Source organism: Psychrobacter sp. 5A.1 (genome assembly GCF_030407455.1).
Classification (GTDB): Bacteria; Pseudomonadota; Gammaproteobacteria; order Pseudomonadales; family Moraxellaceae; genus Psychrobacter.
Map to the genome: position 1 here is coordinate 1 of NZ_JASDDJ010000008.1, position 21,357 is coordinate 21,357.

Genomic DNA, 21,357 nt, shown 5'->3' on the forward strand with positions numbered 1-21,357 from the left:
TATCTGCACTATTTTCCTCGTTTGACGGCAATTTATCTCATTTTTATCACCATTTTTAAAATGAGGACACGCCCTAGTTTTAATAGTTTATTTATAAAAAAGCGTCGTAATGACGCTTTTTTTGTCTCTTATTTTTAGTAACGCTATTTTACTTTGTGGTTTTATTATATCTTATCATTACTTCCTCAACGAGTATGGCTATGACTGTATCTGACTCAACATCTGCATCTACTGGCGTTATCAAATCCTTTTTTCAGAAGTATTTTATCGATGCTTTTACTGGTATGGCTCTAGGTCTCTTTGTCACATTGATAGCGGGTCTTATCATCTCACAAATTGGCGGTTGGCTAGATCTGCCTGCGTTGGTTGCCGTCGGTAAGCTAGCATCGATATTGATGGGGGCGGGTATCGGCGTGGGCATTGCCTATTATCTTAAAGCGCCAACGCTAGTCATGCTAAGTTGCTTGGTAGCAGGTATGTTAGGTGCACATTCTGAAGCATTAATGGCAGGTACGCTTTTTACCCCGCAAGTAGGCGGGCCTGCGACTTTTGTGGCATTGCCTGGTAATCCGATAGGGGCATATTTGACGTCGGTATTTGCGTATCGTGCTGGTACTTGGGTTGCTGGCAAGACTAAGCTGGATATTTTGTTAATTCCTTTATTAGTCTGTGCCGTCGCATTAGCCGTTTGTGCGCTACTGAATCCACCTATCGTTGCTGCTGTCGCGGCTATTGGTCAAGGGATCCAAGCAGCCACTGAGTTACAGCCTCTATTAATGGGTATTGTCATCGCCGTTGTGGTTGGTATTTTGCTGACCATGCCCACTTCAAGCGCGGCTATTTGTATTGCTATTGGGCTGGGCGGTGTGGCTGGCGGTGCGGCAGTAGTTGGCTGTGCAGCACATATGATTGGCTTTGCGGTTGCCAGTTTCAAAGACAACGGTGTAAGTGGCGTGATATCTCAAGGTTTGGGCACTAGTATGCTACAAATCCCTAATGTGCTAAAAAAGCCATTGATTCTACTGCCCGCCGTTATCGCCAGTGCTATCGTTGGTCCTATCGCTACAGTAGGGTTCGGGCTTGCCTGTACTGCTACAGGGGCAGGTATGGGTACTGCTGGTTTAGTCGGTGTGTTTGGGGTCATTGAAGCATCACAAGAAATCATGAGTACGGGTCAATTATGGACAGCGATTATTCTATTGATGTTTGTATTGCCTGCTGTCATTGCCGGCATGGTTGCTTACATGATGCGCCGTATGGGTTGGTTGTTAGATGGTGATATGAAATTGCCTTAATAGTTGGAGTATTGAACTAAAATATTTTCAACAGTCTCAAAACTCAGTCTTATTCTCAATCAGCAATAACAACTCTCAAAAAGCTCAGCTATGACCACAGCTGGGCTTTTTATATATAAATTAATCAATTTCTCATGATGCAAAATATATTTACAGCATACTATTTAACTGTCTTTAGCTTTTTATGACGGCGTGGTTTTAGTTTGCGAGATAGCGTAGTGACATCGTTCAATATTTGACTATAGTGCGATGGGAATACCCGCTGGATAGCATCAATCATCTTGGCATCGTTACCGATCAAGCAGCGTTGCTGATTGGTCGCTGCTGCATGCAGGATAATCCAAGCCGCTTCGCTCGCATCAAATTTTAAAAACTTATTAAAACTTCTGATGGCTTTGGGCCCCGTACTCATACCAATATCATTGATACTTTCATTACCGCGTGCGCTGTTGGCGATATTGGTTTTGATACCGCCTGGATGGATACAAGTCGCTGACACTCCGCAGTGCTGTATATTTAGCTCTTGGCGTAGGCTTTCTGTGAAGCCGCGTACCGCAAATTTACTAGAGTTATAGGCAGACTGTGACGGCTGAGCGGTTAGGCCAAAAAGACTTGAGATATTGATAATATGACCATGCTCACTAAACTGGCTCTGTTTAACGCTATTTTTGATTAATGGCAAAAACGCCTTGGTGCCGTAAACCACGCCCCAAAAGTTGATATTCATCACCCATTCAAGCTCACTAATACTACTGCCTTCGACGGTAGAGTAGAGTGCGACGCCCGCATTATTAAAGATAAAATTCACTTTGCTATGCTCAGCCATGACGCTATCAGCCCATGCTTCCACGGCTTTGTTGTCTGATACATCGAGTACGGTCAGGGTGACGTTGACATCATAACCAACGAGTAACTGTTTGGTTACTGCCAGCTGCTCAGGATTGATATCAGAGAGCGCAACATGGCAGCCCATTTTTGCCAAATGAACCGCGAGCTCACGTCCCATACCAGAGCCTGCACCCGTGATAGCGGCGACATGGTTTTGGTAATAAGAAGCAACATCAGTGTCATCTAATGGGGCGTGACTGGAAGAGAACGGCAAGTGTTGGCGCAATGAGGTCGCCATGGCGGTCACATAATTGAGCATAATAAACAATCCTTTGTATTATTAATCATATGGGATTCATACGGAATATATATGGCGATATATAGAAGTAAAGTAAAAAGGTCAAAACAGACTATCTACGTTAGCATAATTCGTGCCGATGCTTACTAGCGATTGATAAACGCTGCTGTCATTTTATGATAGGTATAATCCATACCTTTTAAAGCTTAATTTTGCCAACGTTGGTCGTAGGAAAAATAGCCCATTTAGATGACTATCGAGTGAATTGAAGACACGCCCTAGTATTTAAGACATCACTAACTGGTATTAGAATCACGAATAGTCGGATTGTTGATGGTTAATTCAGCTAATGAATAGGCATAAAAAAAGCGTCTAGCAAACTTTGCCAGACGCTTTTTTGTATTAATAGCTAATTAAGTATAACTAGCGATATTAACTGAACGATACCATACATTAAGATATTTCAGGCGTTTTACCTTCATTGATGACGTCTGCATCAACCATGACGGTCTTTGCATTTTCCATAGAAGGTAGCTCATACATGGTTTCAAGCAATGCGTTCTCTACGATAGAACGTAGACCACGGGCACCCGTTTTACGCTCCATGGCTTTTTTGGCGATGGCATCAAGTGCTTCTTGCGTAAAGTTAATCTCAGCACCTTCCATGTCGAACAAGTACTTATACTGTTTTACCAGTGCGTTCTTAGGTTCAGTCAGGATTTGTACCAATGCCTCTTCATCAAGCTCTTGTAGTGCAGCAAGTACAGGCAAACGACCAATCAGCTCAGGGATAAGACCAAATTTGATCAAATCTTCTGGCTCAACTTGCTGTAGCAAATCTGAGCTGCGACGGCTATCGTCTTTTGAGCTGACATCGGCGTTGAAACCAATACCGCCTTTTTCAGTACGCTGCTGAATGACAGCATCAAGACCAGCAAATGCACCACCAACGATGATAAGGATGTTGCTGGTATCGACTTGAATCAGCTCTTGCTGTGGATGCTTGCGACCACCATGTGGCGGAATAGCAGCCACGGTGCCTTCGATAAGCTTTAGCAATGCTTGCTGCACGCCTTCGCCTGACACATCACGGGTGATCGATGGGTTATCGCCTTTTTTACTGATTTTGTCGATTTCATCGATATAGATGATGCCTTGCTCAGCTTTTGCCACATCATAGTCAGATGCTTGGAGTAGCTTTTGCACGATGTTTTCAACGTCTTCGCCGACATAACCTGCTTCGGTCAACGTCGTGGCATCAGCCATAGCAAAAGGCACATCAAGCAGACGTGCTAAGGTTTGCGCCAGTAATGTCTTACCTGAACCTGTTGGGCCTATGAGCAAGATGTTACTTTTCGCCAGTTCAACCATGGCATCATCAGCACCAATCTTAGATTTTTTGCTGTCATTGGCCAGTGTTTGGCTAACTTTTAGGCGCTTATAATGGTTATAAACGGCAACCGCCAATGCTTTCTTAGCAGCGTCTTGACCGATGACATATTCATCAAGCTTGGCACGTAGCTCTTTTGGCGTTGGTAGCTTTTTATTGACCCAAGAGGTATCGATTTCGCTGTCATCATCGCCGTCTTCGGCACTGTCAGCGATTAGATCGGTACATAACTCAATACATTCATTACAGATATTGGCATCGTCAGCGGCAATCAGCTGCTGTACATCGCTTTTGGCTTTGCCACAAAACGAGCACTGCGGGGTATTGTCTTCTGCCATAAAAGGCGCTCCTAAAATTTTAAAACTTACAAATATTTTGATTGTTTGCATCAATGCCAAAACGCATCGCGCTCAGGCAGTTGATGTTTATCAAGGCTGTTATATGCTAATTATAAAGAAGTAGGGCGGCGCTCTAATACTTCGTCAACCAAACCGTATTCTTTTGCTTCGTCTGCATCCAACCAATAATCACGCTCAACATCTTTTTCAATTTTTTCTACTGGTTGACCCGTACGCTCAGCCAATATTTTGTTCAAACGTGCACGAGTTTTCAGGATTTCACGAGCATTAATTTCGATATCAGTGGCTTGACCTTGCGCGCCACCTGAAGGCTGGTGAATCATCACACGAGCATTCGCAAGTGAATAACGCTTGCCTTTTTGGCCAGCTGCCAACAAGAATGAACCCATGCTGTAAGCACCGCCCATACAGATGGTAGATACTTCAGGCTTGATGAAATTCATCGTGTCAAAAATAGCCAAACCAGCACTCACTGAACCGCCTGGTGAGTTGATATATAGGTGGATATCTTTGTCAGGGTTTTCAGCTTCTAAGAATAGTAACTGTGCGACGATGAGATTGGCCATATTGTCTTCGACTTGACCAGTCAAAAAGATAACGCGCTCACGTAATAGACGTGAAAAAATATCAAACGAGCGTTCACCGCGTGATGATTGTTCAACCACCATAGGCACTAATGCAGCTTGAGGTGCACTTTGGGTATATTGCATATCATTGTGCGCACTCATCAGCATATCAAAATGCGGGTTGGCAGTGATGCGATCATAATCTGTCATAAAGATGTCCTGTTTATAAGTACATAAAATAAAGGGATTGGGATTAGCGAACGGTTAAGATTTTATGGGTGCTTATCATGATAAATACTACCGCTTGTTGTTAACACTAACTAGATGCAATGCTACGATCTAGATGTCGCTAAAAATAATTGAGCTAATGGTAACTTTTTTATCGGTGCAATAGTAACTTTTTAATGTGAAAAATAATAAATGACTCCCTATTAATAAGGTGTTTGTATACATTTATCAAGGGGCTTAGTGACAAACAATTGATAAAGAAGGTGCTAATACTTGGTCTGGCCACCAATAAAAATGCCCTAACAAAGTGTTAGGGCATTTTTGTATTACTTTTAGCAATGACAGCCAGTGACAGGCAAATTGCTAAGAGGTATGCTGCTCACTGACAATGTCGACAACGTCAGTAATCATGCAAACTACATGGCTTGCTGCTGTTGTTGCTGAGCAGCTAGCAAGTCTTGGTAGCTAACTTCTTTGTCAGTTACTTTACCTTGCTCGATTAGATAATCAACCACTTGGTCTTCTAGTACAACAGACTCAATGTTAGCGCGCTGTTGCTTATCAGTGGTGTAGTACTCGATAACTTCTGCTGGATCTTCGTAGTTTTCAGCCGCTTCTTTGATGAATGTCTCAACGCGTGCTTGATCTACTTCTAAGCCTTTGGTATCGATAACACGAGCAACGATGATGCCAAGACGGGCAGCACGTAGCGCTTGCTCTTCAAATAGCTCATTTGGTAGCATGTCTTTATCGAAGCTATCAGCATTCGCGCCGAACTGCTGAGAAAAACGTTGCATCATCATGTTGCGTTGACGCTCGATTTCTTGCTCTAGCATCGCGTTTGGTACGTCAAACTCATTCTTTTCTAGCAATGCGTCAAAAGTCGCTTGCTTAACTTGGCTACGCGCAGCGTTTTTGATTTCGCGTTCCATGTTTTTGCGTACGTCGTCTTTTAGTTTTTCAACGCCGCCTTCTTTTACACCGAATAGCTCAAGGAACGCATCGTCGATTTCAGGTAGCTTAGATTTTTCAACCAATTTTACGTTGATTTTGAACTGAGCTTCTTTACCCGCTAAGTTTTCAGCTTGGTAATCTTCTGGGAAAGTCACTTCGATGATTTTTTCTTCGCCAGCTTTCATGCCTTTGATACCCGCTTCAAAGCCAGGAATCATTTGGTTGCTACCGATGACTAGTTTGAAGTCTTCAGCAGAGCCGCCTTCGAATTTTTCGCCGTCGATAGAACCTTCAAAGTCAAAAGTCACTTGGTTGTCTTTCGCAGCCATACCTTTTTTCTCAACGAATTCTTCACGTTGCTTTTGTAGGTTTTCGATCATGGTGTCAACGTCAGCTTCATCAACCTTGGCAGTATGACGCTCAACTTCGATCTCATCGATACCTTGTACGTCTACTTCTGGGAAGATTTCAACAGTCGCTTGATAAACCAAGAAATCGTCTTCAAGTTTTACGTCGTCGATGTTAGGCATGCCAACAGCACGGATGTCTTCAGATTTGATCGCTTCAAAAACGGTATCACGGATCACATCGTTGATAACTTCTTGTTGAATGCCAGCACCGTACTGAGAGCGGATGTGTGACATAGGGACGTTACCTTTACGGAAACCGTCAATCTTGGCAGTTTTCGCAACTTGGCGAATACGGCCTTCGACTTTGTTTTGAATTTTTTCGACAGGTACTTTAACCGTCAATTGGGTTTCTTTGTTAGATAGCTTGTTGGTTGTGACTTGTAAATCTGTAGCCATGTTAATTACACCTTTAGGATTAGATAGTACTTAAAATTAAGCAGTACTTAGGATTAAATGGTAATAGACAAACCGAGCCTCAAAATACGGGCGTGTACAACGGATTGCCGTTGGAATAAATAGGGGACAATGATAGCCCGCAACGTCTATATCAGTGTCAGTAGCAATCGCTGCCAGCACAAAATATAAAACTGCTGAGGTTGTAAATGCTATCAAATATCAATAATAAACCGTTAATACACCGCATAATAACGCTTTTTGGTGAATTATACAGACATATAACGGTTTTCGACAAAATTTTTAAAAGTAGAACAGTATAATCTATCTGATTATTAAAGTAAAAATTATCTGTTTGGTGTCATGTTTCCTTATGTTGCTTACCTTTATAGGAGTACTTATAAAGGCAGCTGCGCCAATAGCTGTTGAATGGCCTGACCGCGATGACTGATACTGTTTTTATCAGCAGCGCTCAAGCTAGCTGCACTGGCTTGCAAGTCAGGTAACCAAAACAATGGATCATACCCAAAACCACCATCACCATGTGCTGTCCCTGAAATCTCGCCATGCCATAATCCTTGAGCGATAATCGGCAATGGATCATCAGCATGACGCACCATCGCCAGTACGCAAACAAATAACCCTTTAACATGAGCATCTGGCTTCGCTTCGCGGATAGGCTGTAAGTCAGCGATGAGCTTGGCATTGTTGTTACTATCGTTACCATGCTCACCAGCATAGCGAGCAGAGTAGATGCCCGGTGCATTACCGAGTGCGGGTACACACAGTCCTGAGTCGTCAGCGATAGCAGGCAATCCGCTGATACGGCTGGCATGACGGGCTTTGATAATGGCATTTTCTACAAAGCTTAGCCCGTCTTCGATGGCATCTTCGATATCAAGCTGACCTTGCGGGATGATCGTCACCTCCAGATTGGCCTCAGCGAATAACCGTTTAAACTCAGCCAACTTGCCTTTGTTATTACTGGCGAGCACCCATTGGGTACTTGGTGCTGACTGTGTCGCATGTAGGGGAGTGTCGATGGTGCTTGTGTTGGTCATAGTGTCTTTCCGTTAAGCGGTTATGTGTGGTCTGTTTAATCTAGCTTTTGTTTTTAGTGTCTTTTACTATGTCTATAAATCTAGCTAACCGTCATATTTGCAGTAGCCATTGATGTCTGTAAGGTAGCGTGGGCTATCGGCTGGGCTATCCGCTAATACATAGCCAATGGCTATACTGATTGTACGGTCTATAACATTTGGTAACTGATACTTTTGGTCATTGTTGCTATAATACTCGCCAAGCTACAGCGAGTTATATCCTGTAACTTTTGAATATTTAATTAATAAATGCTTATGAAGTCAAATACTTGGCTTTTAAGCAAAGAATAATAGCAAGCAGTAACCGCTAGGTTCATTTTGGATTCATAATAATACGTGATATTGTATTGAGCAGTACCGTGTATCAAGCAATAATATTCGTTTCAAACAATAAACTCAGCCAATTTAGTCCGCTATTTTATAGTGTTTTTTGCGGTGTAAAAATAGCGTAAAATTCAGTTTCTATAATCAGTTTTATAAACTAACGGCTAAACAGCAAGGATAAAATAATTATGTCAAACATTACATTGCCAGAACTACCATACGCAAAAGACGCACTAGAGCCACATATCAGTGCCGAGACGTTAGAGTATCATCACGACAAGCATCATAATGCATACGTGACCAAGCTTAACGATTTGCTACCAGGTTCTGGTCTAGAAGACAAAACGTTGCCAGAAATCATCCTAGCGACTGCTAACGATGACAGCAAACAAGGTATGTTCAATCAAGCAGCTCAAGTATGGAACCACACGTTCTACTGGAACTGCATGACGCCAACAAACGGCGGCGGCGAACCTACTGGTGATCTAAAAGCTAAAATCGAAGAAGATTTCGGTAGCTATGACAAGTTCCGTGAAGAGTTCAAAAACGCAGCATTGACTCAGTTCGGTTCAGGTTGGGCATGGCTAGTCGCTGATAAAGTCGGTGGCAAATTGTCTATCGCTAAAACCCCTAACGCTGGTACGCCACTAGCGAACGGCCAAGTAGCAGTATTGACTTGTGATGTATGGGAACATGCGTACTATGTTGATTACCGCAACCGTCGTCCTGACTATGTAGACACATTCCTAGACAAGCTAGTGAACTGGGACTACGCAAACGCAAAATATAAAGGTCAAGATGCTGGCGTTGAAGAGTAATCTTTAACCACTAAGTATTTGATTGATAAAAAAGGACACCGCGAGGTGTCCTTTTTTTGGCTTAGTAATTCTTAATAGAACAACGATATTACGCGATACCGCCGTTAGCACCGATATTTTGCCCTGTGACCCAAGCGGCTTCTTCGCTCACCAAAAATGCCACCACACGGGCGATATCGACTGGTTCACCGATACGGTTGAACGGTGACATGCTAGCGAGGCTTTCTACCGTGTCATCTGCTTTACCTTCGTGGAACAGCTCAGTATCGGTAGGGCCGGGTGACACTGCATTGACTGTAATTCCTCGCGCGCCAACTTCTTTAGAGAAGATTCTGGTCAGCTGATCAACTGCACCTTTGGTAGCACAGTAGGTGCCGTAATTAGGTAGCAGCATACGAGTAGTCGTACTTGAGAGGTTCACAACACGGCCGCCGTCATTAAGTTTAGTCGCCGCCTCACGCAATGTATTAAACGTGCCTTTTACATTGATAGCAAATATACGGTCAAAGTCTTCGTCTATGGTCTCGGCAATGGGTTTATTGATCATTATGCCTGCGCTGTTTACCAAGATATCTGGCTTGCCAAACGCATCGATGGTGGCATCAAACATCGCTTCGACTTGCTTGGCATTACTGACATCGGCTTGCACAGCGATGGCTTCACCACCTGCCGATTTAATTTGGTTGACGATATCATTGGCCGCTGTGTCATCGTTTGCATAGTTAATAATTGTTTTGGCACCTGCTGCCGCAAGTAATATAGCTATCTGTGCACCGATGCCTTTTGATGAACCAGTTACAATCGCGACTTTATTATTTAGTGTTGTCATTATTATTCTCTCTATTATGGCTGATAAATATCAGAGTGCTTATATTGCACTTTGACTGATAATTTTTAATTGACGATACAGACATTACCAGTGTGCAAAGACAATGAGTAGAGCGGTTACGTATAATTATTTTAGGATAAGCTTATCCATTGTGTCTACGCAGATGCAAAGCATAAAGGTTAAGAGGTTGGCGTTGAAAAGTATTCTTTAGCTATTAAGGGTTTGGATAAAAAAAAGGACACGGTGAGGTGTCCTTTTTTGGTTTATAATTATTTCGATAGTTGAGCGATCTCAAATTTTAACAGAGATACATTTCAAGGAAAACTCCAGCCAAACCAAACCCAGTAGAGTACTAGAACTAAAGTAGCTATAACTAATATATAAGAGAGAAACTCTAACAAAAGAGTAGAATATATATTAAATTTAGAAAACCACCATTTAAGGCCGTTGATATTATAGTTTTCAGGCATTACAAGTTGTGCCCTAATATGGTCACTACTAGAGTAATTCTTTGAATGAGTCTCGAATAGTTTTAATATACTGTAATATGAATCTCTGAAAAGATCATAGGCATATTGATCATGTGGTTGGTTTAGGTATGGATATATCTTCTGTTTGAGTTCACCAAGCTGTGTTGCACAAGAATACATTTTTTCAGCCAAATTTGAATAATCGTTTCTATCAATTAAAAGTGAGTAAACTAATACTGCGATAGTTGAAAAAATTTGAATCAAGGTTACTAAATCGTTATTTATATTCTTCCCAAGACCATAAGCTTGCATCAAGGATATGAGAATTAACACCAAGGAGATTATTACAACTGTATAAGTTGACCACTTGCTATGACTTCTCAAGCATTCAGATGCATTAAATCTTGTTTTTGAAGTGGAATCTATTTTTTTGTATAAGTTATCGAAGCTATCTTCTTTCTTCAAGATTGTTCACCTTATTTTAGAATAGTTGTAATTTCATTACACCAGTTTTGTGATTTAAATATATGTAATATTTAGTCATTTTATAGAAGCGATAAAACCTCAAACCCAAATCTATCCAACGCTTCACGCAGCATCGCAATATTATAATACGCATGCGCGTTGACGGTGTTTTGAAAGAACATATACAGCGTGCCAAAGTACTGATGCTGATTGGCGATCGCTTGCATCTTAAACGCTATAGACACCTTTTAGCCTTATTAAGCACTAATCCTCATCAACCAAAACCCAACCACCATCGTTATCCACGACCGACTCATCAAACACTCTCACAAATCCTTGTTTCACCAGTTCAATGCGCGATACTTCAGGTTTATCATCAGTTTTGACAATGGGCGCATCTATAGGCGTAATCGATTGCCATGGCGACGCTTGTCCTGTTTTATTAGCCAATATAAAACTAAAGAACGCCGTGTCGCCTGCCATCATGCGCAGGTCATCAACGACCAACTGAACGTCTTGTTTGTTAGGCTCGGCAGCGTCATCAAGCATCGTTTGAGTTCGGTAGCCTGTCCAATCACCAGAGAACCAATCCAGCCTGTGTGCGTAGGGCTGGCTCGCTATTGGCAGGTTTGCACGTAGCGTCTGCGAGTTGTCATACTGCGTCAGATAGCGATACTCAGGTAAGCGACTGTCTAAAACGCTACCGCGTATCTCAATCAACTTATTTTGATCGTCTTCAGCGACTGTACGCCACATCAGGATAGTAGGTAGGACAGGCATGGTTTTGATACGGACTATATTGTCTATTTTGGCAGCCGCTAACGTTTGCTCAGCTTTGTCTTGCGCGTAATATTTTAGCCCTAACGAAAGCATCAGATACCCACTACTGATCACCAGCATCCAAATGGCAAGCCGTTGGCAATGAGCTAATACGCCAGTTTTAAAAATACCAAGCTTGCTTCCTTTTGTCAGCCCTACGATCATGGCGATGAGCAGTGGCAACGTATATAGCGGATCGATGATAAACATCGAGGCAATACTAAAAGGTGTCAGCGACAGAGACTCTTGTAGCGGCCACAACAATTGAGTGCCATAGACCGTAAAGCTGTCTAAAATTGGATGGGTCGTGAGCGCCAGCGTCATGGCTGTTGCCAAGCGCACAGTAGAGTAAGGCAGTGGCATGTTGCGCCATTGATGGTAACGACTGATTGCCCACGCGCCCACTATGCCGACTGCTGTGAGGACGATTAGCGAATGACTAAAACCACGGTGATAGGTCATATTGCTGATGGGATCAGGATAATTTATTAAGACATCCAAATCGGGCAAAGTGCCCAGCATTGCCCCGTATAGATAGCCTTTGCGCCCTTGGTATTTACCCAGTATCGCACCTTGTACACTAGCGCCTAACACAATCTGACTGAGTGAATCCATGGTTGTCTACTTGTATGGTTTTTTATTTGATTGCTTATTTGATTGCTTATTTGCTTTCTTATTGGAATGTGAGTAATGACTGACTATCAAATTAAACAGTTTCTGGTTTAAAAAATCTCAAAATGGTGAGCGGATAAAGCCTTACGCAGCATCGCAATATTATAGTACGCATGTGCTTTAGTAGTGTTTTGAAAGAAGATATAGAGCGTGTCAAAGTGCTGATGCTGATTGGCAATCGCTTGCGCCCAGTCCTGCATCTCCGCCTCACTATAGCGATAATCATGACGGTCAGCTGCGCTCATCGCATCCCACCAGTTTAGGTTATTGCCATGCATGCGTAGGTAGCCAGTACGTTCGGTAAATATCAATCGTGATGGTGGTAGGCCATTCACCTTTGGGTAATCAACGCTACACCAAATCAGACCTTGCTGCCGAAAGCTATCGACCACTTGCGATGTGTGCCAAGCGTTATGACGAAACTCAATGGTGAGTGGGTAGTCTTGAAACCAACTGACAAGCTCTGCTAGATAGAGACGATGCTCACGAGTACGATCAAAACCATGCGGAAACTGGAGTAATAATGGCGCTAAAGCATTTGCTTCGATAAGCGGAGATAAGGCGTTTAGAAATGCTTGTGCATGTTCGGAAGTACCTTTGCGTGCATGAGTAAAGTCTTGATGCAGCTTGACAGCAAATTTTAACTGACTGTCCGTTTGCACGTAGGCTTTATCAACCATCCCCGCAAAGGCTTTTTGTCCAATAGGTGCGTAAAAGCTGCTGTTAATCTCCACTGCGCCATATTGCTTGGCATACTCACGTAAAAAGTCGGTCTTCTTGGTGCCAGTAGGATACAGCGTACCGAGTAAGTCGGTATCGCTATAGCCACCAGTGCCAAGATAAATACGCGGGGTAGGGGAACTGTCCATGTTGACCACTCACTGCCGTTTGGGTAATAAAGTTTGCTGAGCTGTTTTTACTCAGTGGCTGTTCGCTACACTATTTCTTACGCGACCATAGCCATTCAATCAATGCCAATAGCGCATCGTTGTCTGTGTCAATGTTGTCGGTACTACTGTTCAAATCACCATTACTCATTTCGCGCATAATAGCAGCGCGCCCATCATTAAACAGCGATTGCGCATAGCTGGTGGCATTATCGACACCCATCAGTTTTACGTAGGTAGATTTGTCTAGTTTTTCATCGCTACCTGCAGGCTTACCAAGTGTATCAGTCGTCATCGTGACGTCGAGCACATCGTCTTGGACTTGAAAGGCTAGACCAATATGTTGGGCGCACTCTTGTAGTGCCATGCGCTGCGGAGCCGTTGCACCAGCGCAAATGCCGCCCATGAGCATCGCTGCTTCAATCAACGCGCCCGTTTTGTCACGGTGGATGGCTTCTAAATCACCCTGCACGATACTGGCACTGGCTTCGGCATTGAGGTCTAGCATTTGACCAGAGACCATACGTCTGGCACGCGGTGCAAATATTGCCAATAGCTGACTTGCGATATTTGCATCAAATGGCGCAAAGGTTGGCATTTCTGCGGTCAACACTTCAAACGCTAGCGTCTGCAATACATCGCCTGCCAGCAGGGCTGTCGCTTCATCAAAGGCGATATGAGCCGTCGGCTGGCCACGACGCAGCTCATCATCGTCCATACACGGCAAATCATCATGCACCAATGAGTAGGTATGTAATAGCTCTACGGCCAACGCAGCACGGCGTGACATATCGTAGTCAGCGTCATTTTCTAATAGCGCGTCCAGCTCAGCATTGAGAGTGTCGATGTCATCATTAGGCTCGTCTGGACGTTCATTATTGCTGCTATTAATACTGGCAAAAGCGCTGGCGACCATCAGTGGGCGTACCAGTTTGCCTTGTCCAGTCATCACGTAGCGACAAGCATCTACTAGCGGACTGGGGAGCTTCGCATAAGCAAACAAGACTTCGATGTCTTGCGCCAATTGCTCGCGCACAGCACCATGAAATTGCTTAGTGCTCTGAAAAGAGACAAAGTCAAAAGGGATGATGCCAACAGAGGTAGTGCTAGAAGTAAAGGAAACAGTCATAATCCAACCATTTATCAGGGATACAATAAAACTTATCAGGGATAAGGTAAAAACGCTATTAGTGTAGCATGATAGGCCATATTGCTTATGTGAGACACCGTATCAATTGATTGTTTTTTGCATTTTTCTACCAAAGTTTATTCAAAAAACAGAGCAATCTTAGCTGCAATATAGCGACAAGATTTCGTTACGGATGGATGATGTCACTCTCTGGTTGAATATGTTCTGATAAAAGAGCAAGCTAAGCGAGGTACATTAATCGTATCGCATCAACGGCCTATCATCTTTGAGGCGGTAGGCATGAAAATGAGCAACACGAAATAAATCTAAAATAACAATTCAGTATACATTTATTCACTAAAACGCTTTTAGCGTAAGGTAAATGCCTAAAAGTGATTTAAGAGTGACTTGCGAGTATGGTATTAGCTTGTGACAGTGAGGGGCATAATCCCCTACACTAATTGACGTGAAAATGGTCTGGTGGTGATTGTACTGGGTTTTTACTCAGGGTGTTCAATGGTCAATGTTGATCATGAGACCCTGTCTCAGTCAGTATCTTGAACATCAGTACCTGCAACAGCGGTATATAAATGAAGCGTCACATGATGTCATGTAAGAGACGCAAAATACGTGCATCATGATGAGTGCTGGATAATAAAGACATCTTCACTGGTGCGCTGGTTATATGTTTGTTTTTATAACATGACAAGCGCACAGTGCTATTACCCATTTTACTAACAGTAACTGGCTATTTATTTTAATTAAAAACGTAGCTTTCGTTATATAGAAAGGAGTTTCAAATGGTATATCAAGGAAATCGCATCACGGTGACAATGCTAGAGGATGGCATCGCCAACATGCAGTACAACGCCGAAAATGAGAGCGTGAACAAATTTGATGCCGAAACCAACAAGCAGTTTGGTGAAGCGGTGAGCGCGCTAGAAAAAGCGGACGACGTAAAAGGTCTTATCGTTACTTCAGCCAAAGGCGTGTTTATCGCTGGTGCTGACATCACAGAATTCGTCGGTTCTTTCAAGAAGTCAGAAAGCGAGATCAAAGAGTGGGTCGTTCATGTCAATGACGCTTTCAATCGTTTTGAAGACCTGCCATTCCCTAAAGTAGCTGCCATCAATGGCGCTGCAATGGGCGGTGGTTGTGAGATGACCTTGGTGTGTGAATACCGTGTCATGAGCGACAAAGCGATTATCGGTCTACCAGAAACTCAGCTAGGCATCTTCCCAGGTTTTGGTGGTACGGTCCGTAGTACGCGTATCATTGGTATCGACAATGCACTTGAGCTTATCGCGACTGGCGCTCCTAAAAAAGCACTAGCAGCATTAAAACTAGGCTTGGTTGACGCGACTGTACCTGCTGATGACTTGCAAGATGCCGCAATTGACCTAGTCAAAAAATGTATCTCAGGTGAGCTTGATTGGAAAGCAAAACGTGAAGAAAAACTGGCTCCAGTTAAGCTAAACCAGCTTGAGCAAGCGATGGCGTTCAACAGTGCCAAAGGTATGATCTTTGCCAAAGCAAATCCTAAGCAATACCCAGCACCAGCGCTAGCAATCGAAGCCATTGAAAAACACGTGAATTTACCACGTGACAAAGCAATCGAAGTTGAAGCGGCTGGTTTTGCTAAAGCGGCTAAAACCCCACAAGCAGAGAGCTTGGTTGGTCTGTTCTTAAACGATCAGCTAGTCAAAAAACTGGCAAAACAGCATAGCAAAATAGCACATGAAATCAATGAAGCAGCCGTACTAGGCGCTGGTATCATGGGTGGCGGTATTGCCTATCAAGCAGCTAGCAAAGGCTTGCCAATCATCATGAAAGACATCAAGTCTGAGCAATTAGACCTTGGTATGGGCGAAGCCAGCAAGTTACTTGGTAAAATGGTCGATCGCGGCAAAATGACCCCAGCAAAAATGGGCGAAACCTTGAGCCGTATCCGTCCTACTTTGAACTATGGTGATTTTGCTGAAACTGACATCGTTATCGAAGCAGTAGTCGAAAATCCAAACGTGAAGCGTGCGGTACTAAAAGAAGTCGAAGGCTTGGTAAAAGACGATTGTATCCTAGCGTCAAACACTTCGACTATCTCTATTACCTTCCTAGCAGAAGCGCTTGAGCGTCCAGAAAACTTCGTCGGTATGCATTTCTTCAACCCAGTACATCGTATGCCATTGGTAGAAGTTATCCGCGGTGAGAAATCATCTGAAGAAGCTGTTGCGACCACCGTTGCACTAGCGTCTAAAATGGGTAAAGTGCCAGTAGTAGTTAACGACTGCCCAGGTTTCTTAGTTAACCGTGTCCTATTCCCATACTTTGGTGCATTTGACTTGCTACTTAAGCAAGGTGCTGACTTTGCTCATGTCGATAAAGTCATGGAAAAATTCGGCTGGCCAATGGGCCCTGCTTATCTAATCGACGTCGTCGGTCTAGACACTGGTGTTCATGGCGCAGCAGTCATGGCAGAAGGTTTCCCTGATCGCATGAAGCCTGATTATAAAGGGGCTATTGAGCTTTTATATGAAAACAAACGCCTAGGTCAGAAAAACGGTGTTGGTTTCTATAAGTATGAAATGGACAAACGCGGCAAGCCAAAGAAAGTCGCTGACGAAGCCACTTATGAGCTACTAAAAACCACGACTGATAGCGAAACGCAGACGTTTGACGATCAAGCCATCATTGACCGCACCATGATTGCATTCTGCAACGAGACTGTCCGCTGCCTAGAAGACAACATCGTGAGCACACCAAGCGAGGCAGACATGGCGATGATCATGGGCGTAGGTTTCCCACCATTCCGTGGTGGCCCTTGCCGTTATGTTGACCAAATGGGTCTAGATAACTACTTGGCATTGTGTGAAAAATACGCACATCTAGGCAAAGCCTATGAAGCGCCGCAAAAGATTCGTGATATGGCAGCAGCGGGCGAGACCTTTTACGCAACAGCGTAATAGGCAGTCACTACTAGGATGAAGTGCCGTACGTTTGCTATTTTTGCATGAAAGCAATTGAGACATGAATCGTCTCCAATAGTGAACGTACGATTATAGTTGGTGCAATTTAATACTAGTACCAGGAAATCGAGCGCAAATGTACCTATTGTACTTTAAGCGAGATTGACGATATAGCCGTAGTAAATTGAGCTGACTACACTGACAATAAAAATTGAAAAGGAATATAGTATGACAATTTTAAGTCCAAAAGACGTGGTCATCGTAGATGGCGTACGCTCAGCGATGGGTAAAACTAAAAACGGTATGTTCCGCCACGTTCGCGCTGATAGCATGTCTGCTGAATTGGTACGTGCATTGGTCGAGCGTAACGACTTTGACCCACGTGACGTTGAAGACATCATCTGGGGTTGTGTCAACCAAACGCTAGAGCAAGGCCTAAATATTGGTCGTAACATCGGTCTGCTAGCTGGTATTCCAAAAACTGCTGGTGGCCAAACAGTCAACCGTCTATGTGGTTCTTCTATGCAGGCGCTTCATACCGCCGCTGCTCAAATCATGACCAACCAAGGTGATGTATTCATCATCGGTGGTGTTGAGCATATGGGCCACGTCGGCATGATGCATGGTGTTGATCTAAACCCTGCTGCTTCTAAGCATTATGCAAAAGCCTCAAACATGATGGGCTTGACCGCTGAGATGCTGGGCCGTATGAATGGTATCACTCGCGAAGAGCAAGATGCTTTCGGTCTTGAGTCACATCGCCGTGCATGGGCTGCGACTACCGAAGGTCGTTTTGATAATGAAATCATCGGCATCGAAGGTCATGATGCTGCGGGTCGTTTGCAACTGTGTACGGTTGATGAAGTAATTCGTCCAGACGCAACGATGGAACAAATGCAAAAGCTACGTCCAGCGTTTGATCCAAAAGGCGGCACGGTTACTGCTGCTACCTCATCTGCATTGTCTGACGGTGCGTCTGCTATGCTAGTGATGAGCGCCCAAAAAGCCAAAGAGCTAGGTCTAAAGCCTCGCGCTCGTATCCGTAGTATGGCAGTGGCTGGTTGTGATGCTGCTATCATGGGTTATGGTCCTGTACCTGCGACTCAAAAAGCACTTAAACGTGCTGGCATGAGCGTCGATGATATGCAAACCATCGAGCTAAACGAAGCATTCGCAGCGCAAGGCTTGTCGGTACTTAAAGCCTTAAACTTGTCGGACAAGCAAGATATCGTCAACATCAATGGTGGCGCGATTGCATTAGGTCATCCACTAGGGTGTTCAGGCGCTCGCATCACGGTTACCTTGCTAAACGCAATGGAGCAGTCAGATACTGAAATCGGTCTAGCGACGATGTGTATCGGTCTTGGCCAAGGTATTGCTACTGTTATTGAGCGTGTGTAAATTTCAATTAAGCTGATATTTGTTGGTTAATATGCTTTGATATCTTGTAAAATGAGCGCCTCTAACTTAAAGTTAGGGGCGCTTTTTTGTGCCCGCATAAAATAAAACAATGTAAATAAGTATGTTGAATCCAATCATACCGTTATTGGTTGAGTGAAAAAGGTTATCAAAATTAGAACGTGGTTTATTATAAGTGAATGGTGATAGTGCATGGATGATAGCAATAAGCGAAGCCAATATAGATATAAGAATAAAAATAGAAATAGAAGCAGAGTAGGTAGACAGGAGAGACGTAAACTTGCTAAGCGTAAAGAGCAGAAAACCCAACGCCCTAAAGGATCGATTAAACTAAAATTAAAGCAGGTGTTTTTGCCTTATTTGGGTTTAAGTATCCTGACCATTCTACTTTTTGGTGCTTTGCGTTGGGTACTTGATATTTATCTAAATATTCTGCCTTTAAAAGAAGGCTACTGGAATTTTGGCATTCCTTTTCTTTTATCTATTTTCGTCGTTGGTATTTGGATGTGGCCGAGGTATGAGCTTTTGACGTTGAAGTGGGCTAAGCGTAGTAGTTCAAGCTATTTTTTTATAACGATGGTTTTAGCATTAGTGATACCACTTTTGATCAGCCAAAACTATTTGTCCAAAGCGGCTTATGACGTCATTGAAGTAGACAGCTTGAATGATATTCGTCATTATCCAAAACAAAAATACTTCAAAGTTGGTAGTGTTGAGCCACTAAAATCAGAGAGTGTTTCTTATGTAGAGACACAAGTAATCAGTGGACGACATTTCGAATCGACATTGCATATTAATTATTACACTGCTACGCCATTTACAGCCGTTGATAATATTTGGCTAGGTTCTAGCTACCACACGAAATACGATAATCGAGAAGAGCAGAGCATTAAAGACAGACAATACTCAGCGTTTATTAATGAATCACGCCATAAATACGCCGCCGAAGATTTCTCTAATATCAGCTATTTTAGAAAGCTGAAGTCATCAAATGACAGAAGCGCCTATTTGTACACGATTTCTACAGCTAATAAGCAGTCTAATTTGCCACCCTTGGTATTAATGCCTGAAACAGGATTGCTTACTGACAGTTTAGGTCGTGATTTCGTCTGGGGGTTTGGTTCATTTTTTATTGGTATGGTGCTGTGCTTGTTGCTCGTTCTTGCAGCAGATATGGATAATCAAGAAAAAAAGAGCACGCGAAAACGTACACCTATCAAAAAACAAAAGCCCGTAAAAAAACGAGCACCAGTGAGTGATGTATCAAAAAGCCTAGTAGCTTTGTTTAGAAGTAATAAAAAGCGACCTGCAACGTTGGTATTAATCCTGACCTGTATAGGTGCATTTATACTCACCGTATTCATGGGTATGGATATTATTGCCCCTTTATCCAGACAGGTAAATAGTGTGGGTGGATTGACGATGGATGCGCTGCAAGCTGGTCAATATTGGCGAGTAGTGACATCGATTTTTGTACACGCAGGGATTATGCATTTAGCAATGAGTCTGGGGATGCTTTTTGCGACAGGTTATATTTTGGAAAAAGTATTGGGTCCTATACGTTTTGCGATTGCCTTTTTTATATGTGGGATTTTCGCTAATGTTTTAGGGGTACTATATTTTGATATGGATATGGCAGGTGTTTGGGGTGCTACATTTGGCTTGTTTGGTATTGCGATACCGTTGGTGGCCTTTAAGATTTTTAATAAAAAATATCGAGAAATATATGGCGCTACTGTGGCTGTCATACTGACTATTCTCTTATCCAGTATGTTTTTTGCTTTCATAAACACGCTCAGCTATATGGTGTATTATCTTCTGACCCTATGTGTTGGTATGATTTTCGGTGTGGTCATGGTTATGACCCAAAAACAGGCTTTGTTACGTAATGCTAGGCGCCACAATATATAGTTACTCACTTTTTGGTAGATGACAGTTTGAGTCAAGAGTGACAAGTTGTTATTAAAGCGGATGTCCATTGACGCACTGAACAAAATATGACTAAATAAGAGAGAGATGAACCATGGCACTGTTTATGATAATTCTAAAATAGTTTTAGTTGCAACTGTCAGCCGTACAAGGAGTGTACTATGTCTACTATGATTAATGATCGCACCTATCGAATCGCTCGTGAGAATACCCAGGCAATGATTGTCGATGTGCAAGAGCGCTTAACGCCGCATATCTATGACCACGAAAATATCGTCAAAAAAACCGTTACCTTGATTAAAGGGCTGCAAGCGCTCAATATTCCAATCATGCTCAATGAACAATATAAAAAAGGCTTGGGCGACACCTTGCCGGAGCTACGCGACGTACTCGAAGGAGACAATGCCAAGAGTTTTGAAAAGGTCACGTTTAGTGCCTGCGATAATAATGATTCATGGCACCATTTAGCGCAGCAGAACCGTAGTACCGTGTTGCTTTTTGGTGCTGAAGCTCATGTCTGTATTATGCAAACGGCACTAGATTTATTGGATAATGGTATGCAGCCTGTCATTATTGGAGATGCGGTGGGTTCTCGTTCTCCTTATGACAAAAAGCAAGCCATTCGCCGTATTCGCCGCGCGGGTGGCGTGATTAGCACTGTTGAGTCGATCTTGTTTGAGCTGTGCCGTAGCAGTGAAGATCCTGCGTTCAAAACCATTATTAATTTGATTAAATAAGTGTTTGAGCAATGAAAAGAATAGTGACTTGGCTAAGTTGCCTATTTACGGACTTGTAAGAGATAGCGTTTGGTA

Annotated in this window: 17 protein-coding genes; 6 read left to right on the forward strand and 11 right to left on the reverse strand. The window is 43.1% G+C overall.

The window, feature by feature from the left end; genetic code table 11:
- Positions 1-200: 200 nt before the first annotated feature.
- Positions 201-1,295 carry a PTS sugar transporter subunit IIC gene (locus QL982_RS03025; protein WP_290161644.1) on the forward strand — a complete coding sequence of 365 codons (1,095 nt, stop codon included), beginning with the start codon at positions 201-203 and terminating at the stop codon, positions 1,293-1,295.
- 160 nt (positions 1,296-1,455) lie between these two features.
- On the opposite strand, the gene QL982_RS03030 is transcribed toward QL982_RS03025, so the two are convergent.
- The 5 genes from QL982_RS03030 to rdgB form a co-directional block, all read right to left on the reverse strand.
- Complete coding sequence (locus QL982_RS03030) at positions 1,456-2,442, reverse strand: SDR family NAD(P)-dependent oxidoreductase (RefSeq protein ID WP_290161642.1); 987 nt, start codon at positions 2,440-2,442, stop codon at positions 1,456-1,458.
- Positions 2,443-2,874: 432 nt separating this feature from the next.
- Positions 2,875-4,149: an ATP-dependent protease ATP-binding subunit ClpX gene (clpX, locus tag QL982_RS03035; RefSeq protein WP_194198226.1), complete on the reverse strand. Its 1,275-nt coding sequence runs from the start codon at positions 4,147-4,149 to the stop codon at positions 2,875-2,877.
- 110 nt (positions 4,150-4,259) lie between these two features.
- Positions 4,260-4,898, reverse strand: a complete 639-nt coding sequence (gene clpP, locus QL982_RS03040) for an ATP-dependent Clp endopeptidase proteolytic subunit ClpP (protein WP_110924211.1) — start codon at positions 4,896-4,898, stop codon at positions 4,260-4,262.
- 482 nt (positions 4,899-5,380) lie between these two features.
- The gene (gene tig, locus QL982_RS03045) at positions 5,381-6,724 is read right to left on the reverse strand and encodes a trigger factor (protein WP_194198232.1); all 1,344 of its coding nucleotides are present in this window, start codon (positions 6,722-6,724) and stop codon (positions 5,381-5,383) included.
- Between the two features lie 395 nt (positions 6,725-7,119).
- The gene (gene rdgB / locus QL982_RS03050; protein WP_290161637.1) at positions 7,120-7,782 is read right to left on the reverse strand and encodes an RdgB/HAM1 family non-canonical purine NTP pyrophosphatase; all 663 of its coding nucleotides are present in this window, start codon (positions 7,780-7,782) and stop codon (positions 7,120-7,122) included.
- 551 nt (positions 7,783-8,333) lie between these two features.
- Between rdgB and QL982_RS03055 the strand changes: the two genes are divergently transcribed.
- Positions 8,334-8,963 (forward strand): superoxide dismutase, encoded by a 630-nt coding sequence (locus QL982_RS03055; protein WP_201593112.1) that lies wholly within the window; start codon positions 8,334-8,336, stop codon positions 8,961-8,963.
- Positions 8,964-9,051: 88 nt separating this feature from the next.
- Here the strand turns inward: QL982_RS03055 and QL982_RS03060 are convergent, their stop codons facing one another.
- From QL982_RS03060 to QL982_RS03085, 6 genes are all read right to left on the reverse strand, one after another.
- The gene (locus tag QL982_RS03060) at positions 9,052-9,792 is read right to left on the reverse strand and encodes an SDR family oxidoreductase (protein ID WP_290161633.1); all 741 of its coding nucleotides are present in this window, start codon (positions 9,790-9,792) and stop codon (positions 9,052-9,054) included.
- 314 nt (positions 9,793-10,106) lie between these two features.
- Positions 10,107-10,727, reverse strand: a complete 621-nt coding sequence (locus QL982_RS03065; protein ID WP_290161631.1) for an SLATT domain-containing protein — start codon at positions 10,725-10,727, stop codon at positions 10,107-10,109.
- Positions 10,728-10,807: 80 nt separating this feature from the next.
- Positions 10,808-10,972 (reverse strand): hypothetical protein, encoded by a 165-nt coding sequence (locus QL982_RS03070; RefSeq protein WP_290161629.1) that lies wholly within the window; start codon positions 10,970-10,972, stop codon positions 10,808-10,810.
- Positions 10,973-10,991: 19 nt separating this feature from the next.
- Entirely contained in the window at positions 10,992-12,161 is a 1,170-nt protein-coding gene (locus QL982_RS03075; RefSeq protein WP_290161627.1) for a metal-dependent hydrolase, read from the reverse strand.
- Between the two features lie 107 nt (positions 12,162-12,268).
- Positions 12,269-13,087 (reverse strand): DUF72 domain-containing protein, encoded by an 819-nt coding sequence (locus tag QL982_RS03080; protein ID WP_290161625.1) that lies wholly within the window; start codon positions 13,085-13,087, stop codon positions 12,269-12,271.
- A gap of 70 nt (positions 13,088-13,157) precedes the next feature.
- On the reverse strand, positions 13,158-14,234 hold the full coding sequence (locus QL982_RS03085; RefSeq protein ID WP_290161623.1) for a polyprenyl synthetase family protein: 1,077 nt from the start codon (positions 14,232-14,234) through the stop codon (positions 13,158-13,160).
- An 800-nt stretch (positions 14,235-15,034) separates the two neighbouring features.
- Here QL982_RS03085 and fadB point away from each other — a divergent pair.
- The 4 genes from fadB to QL982_RS03105 all read left to right on the forward strand — a co-directional run bounded on the left by fadB (position 15,035) and on the right by QL982_RS03105 (position 21,282).
- Positions 15,035-17,194, forward strand: a complete 2,160-nt coding sequence (gene fadB / locus QL982_RS03090; protein ID WP_290161621.1) for a fatty acid oxidation complex subunit alpha FadB — start codon at positions 15,035-15,037, stop codon at positions 17,192-17,194.
- Between the two features lie 231 nt (positions 17,195-17,425).
- A complete protein-coding gene (gene fadA, locus QL982_RS03095) occupies positions 17,426-18,598 on the forward strand; it encodes an acetyl-CoA C-acyltransferase FadA (protein ID WP_290161618.1) in 1,173 nt (390 codons plus the stop codon).
- Between the two features lie 210 nt (positions 18,599-18,808).
- Positions 18,809-20,527: a rhomboid family intramembrane serine protease gene (locus tag QL982_RS03100; protein ID WP_290161616.1), complete on the forward strand. Its 1,719-nt coding sequence runs from the start codon at positions 18,809-18,811 to the stop codon at positions 20,525-20,527.
- A 179-nt stretch (positions 20,528-20,706) separates the two neighbouring features.
- Positions 20,707-21,282, forward strand: a complete 576-nt coding sequence (locus QL982_RS03105) for an isochorismatase family protein (RefSeq protein WP_290161614.1) — start codon at positions 20,707-20,709, stop codon at positions 21,280-21,282.
- The last annotated feature ends 75 nt before the right edge of the window (positions 21,283-21,357 follow it).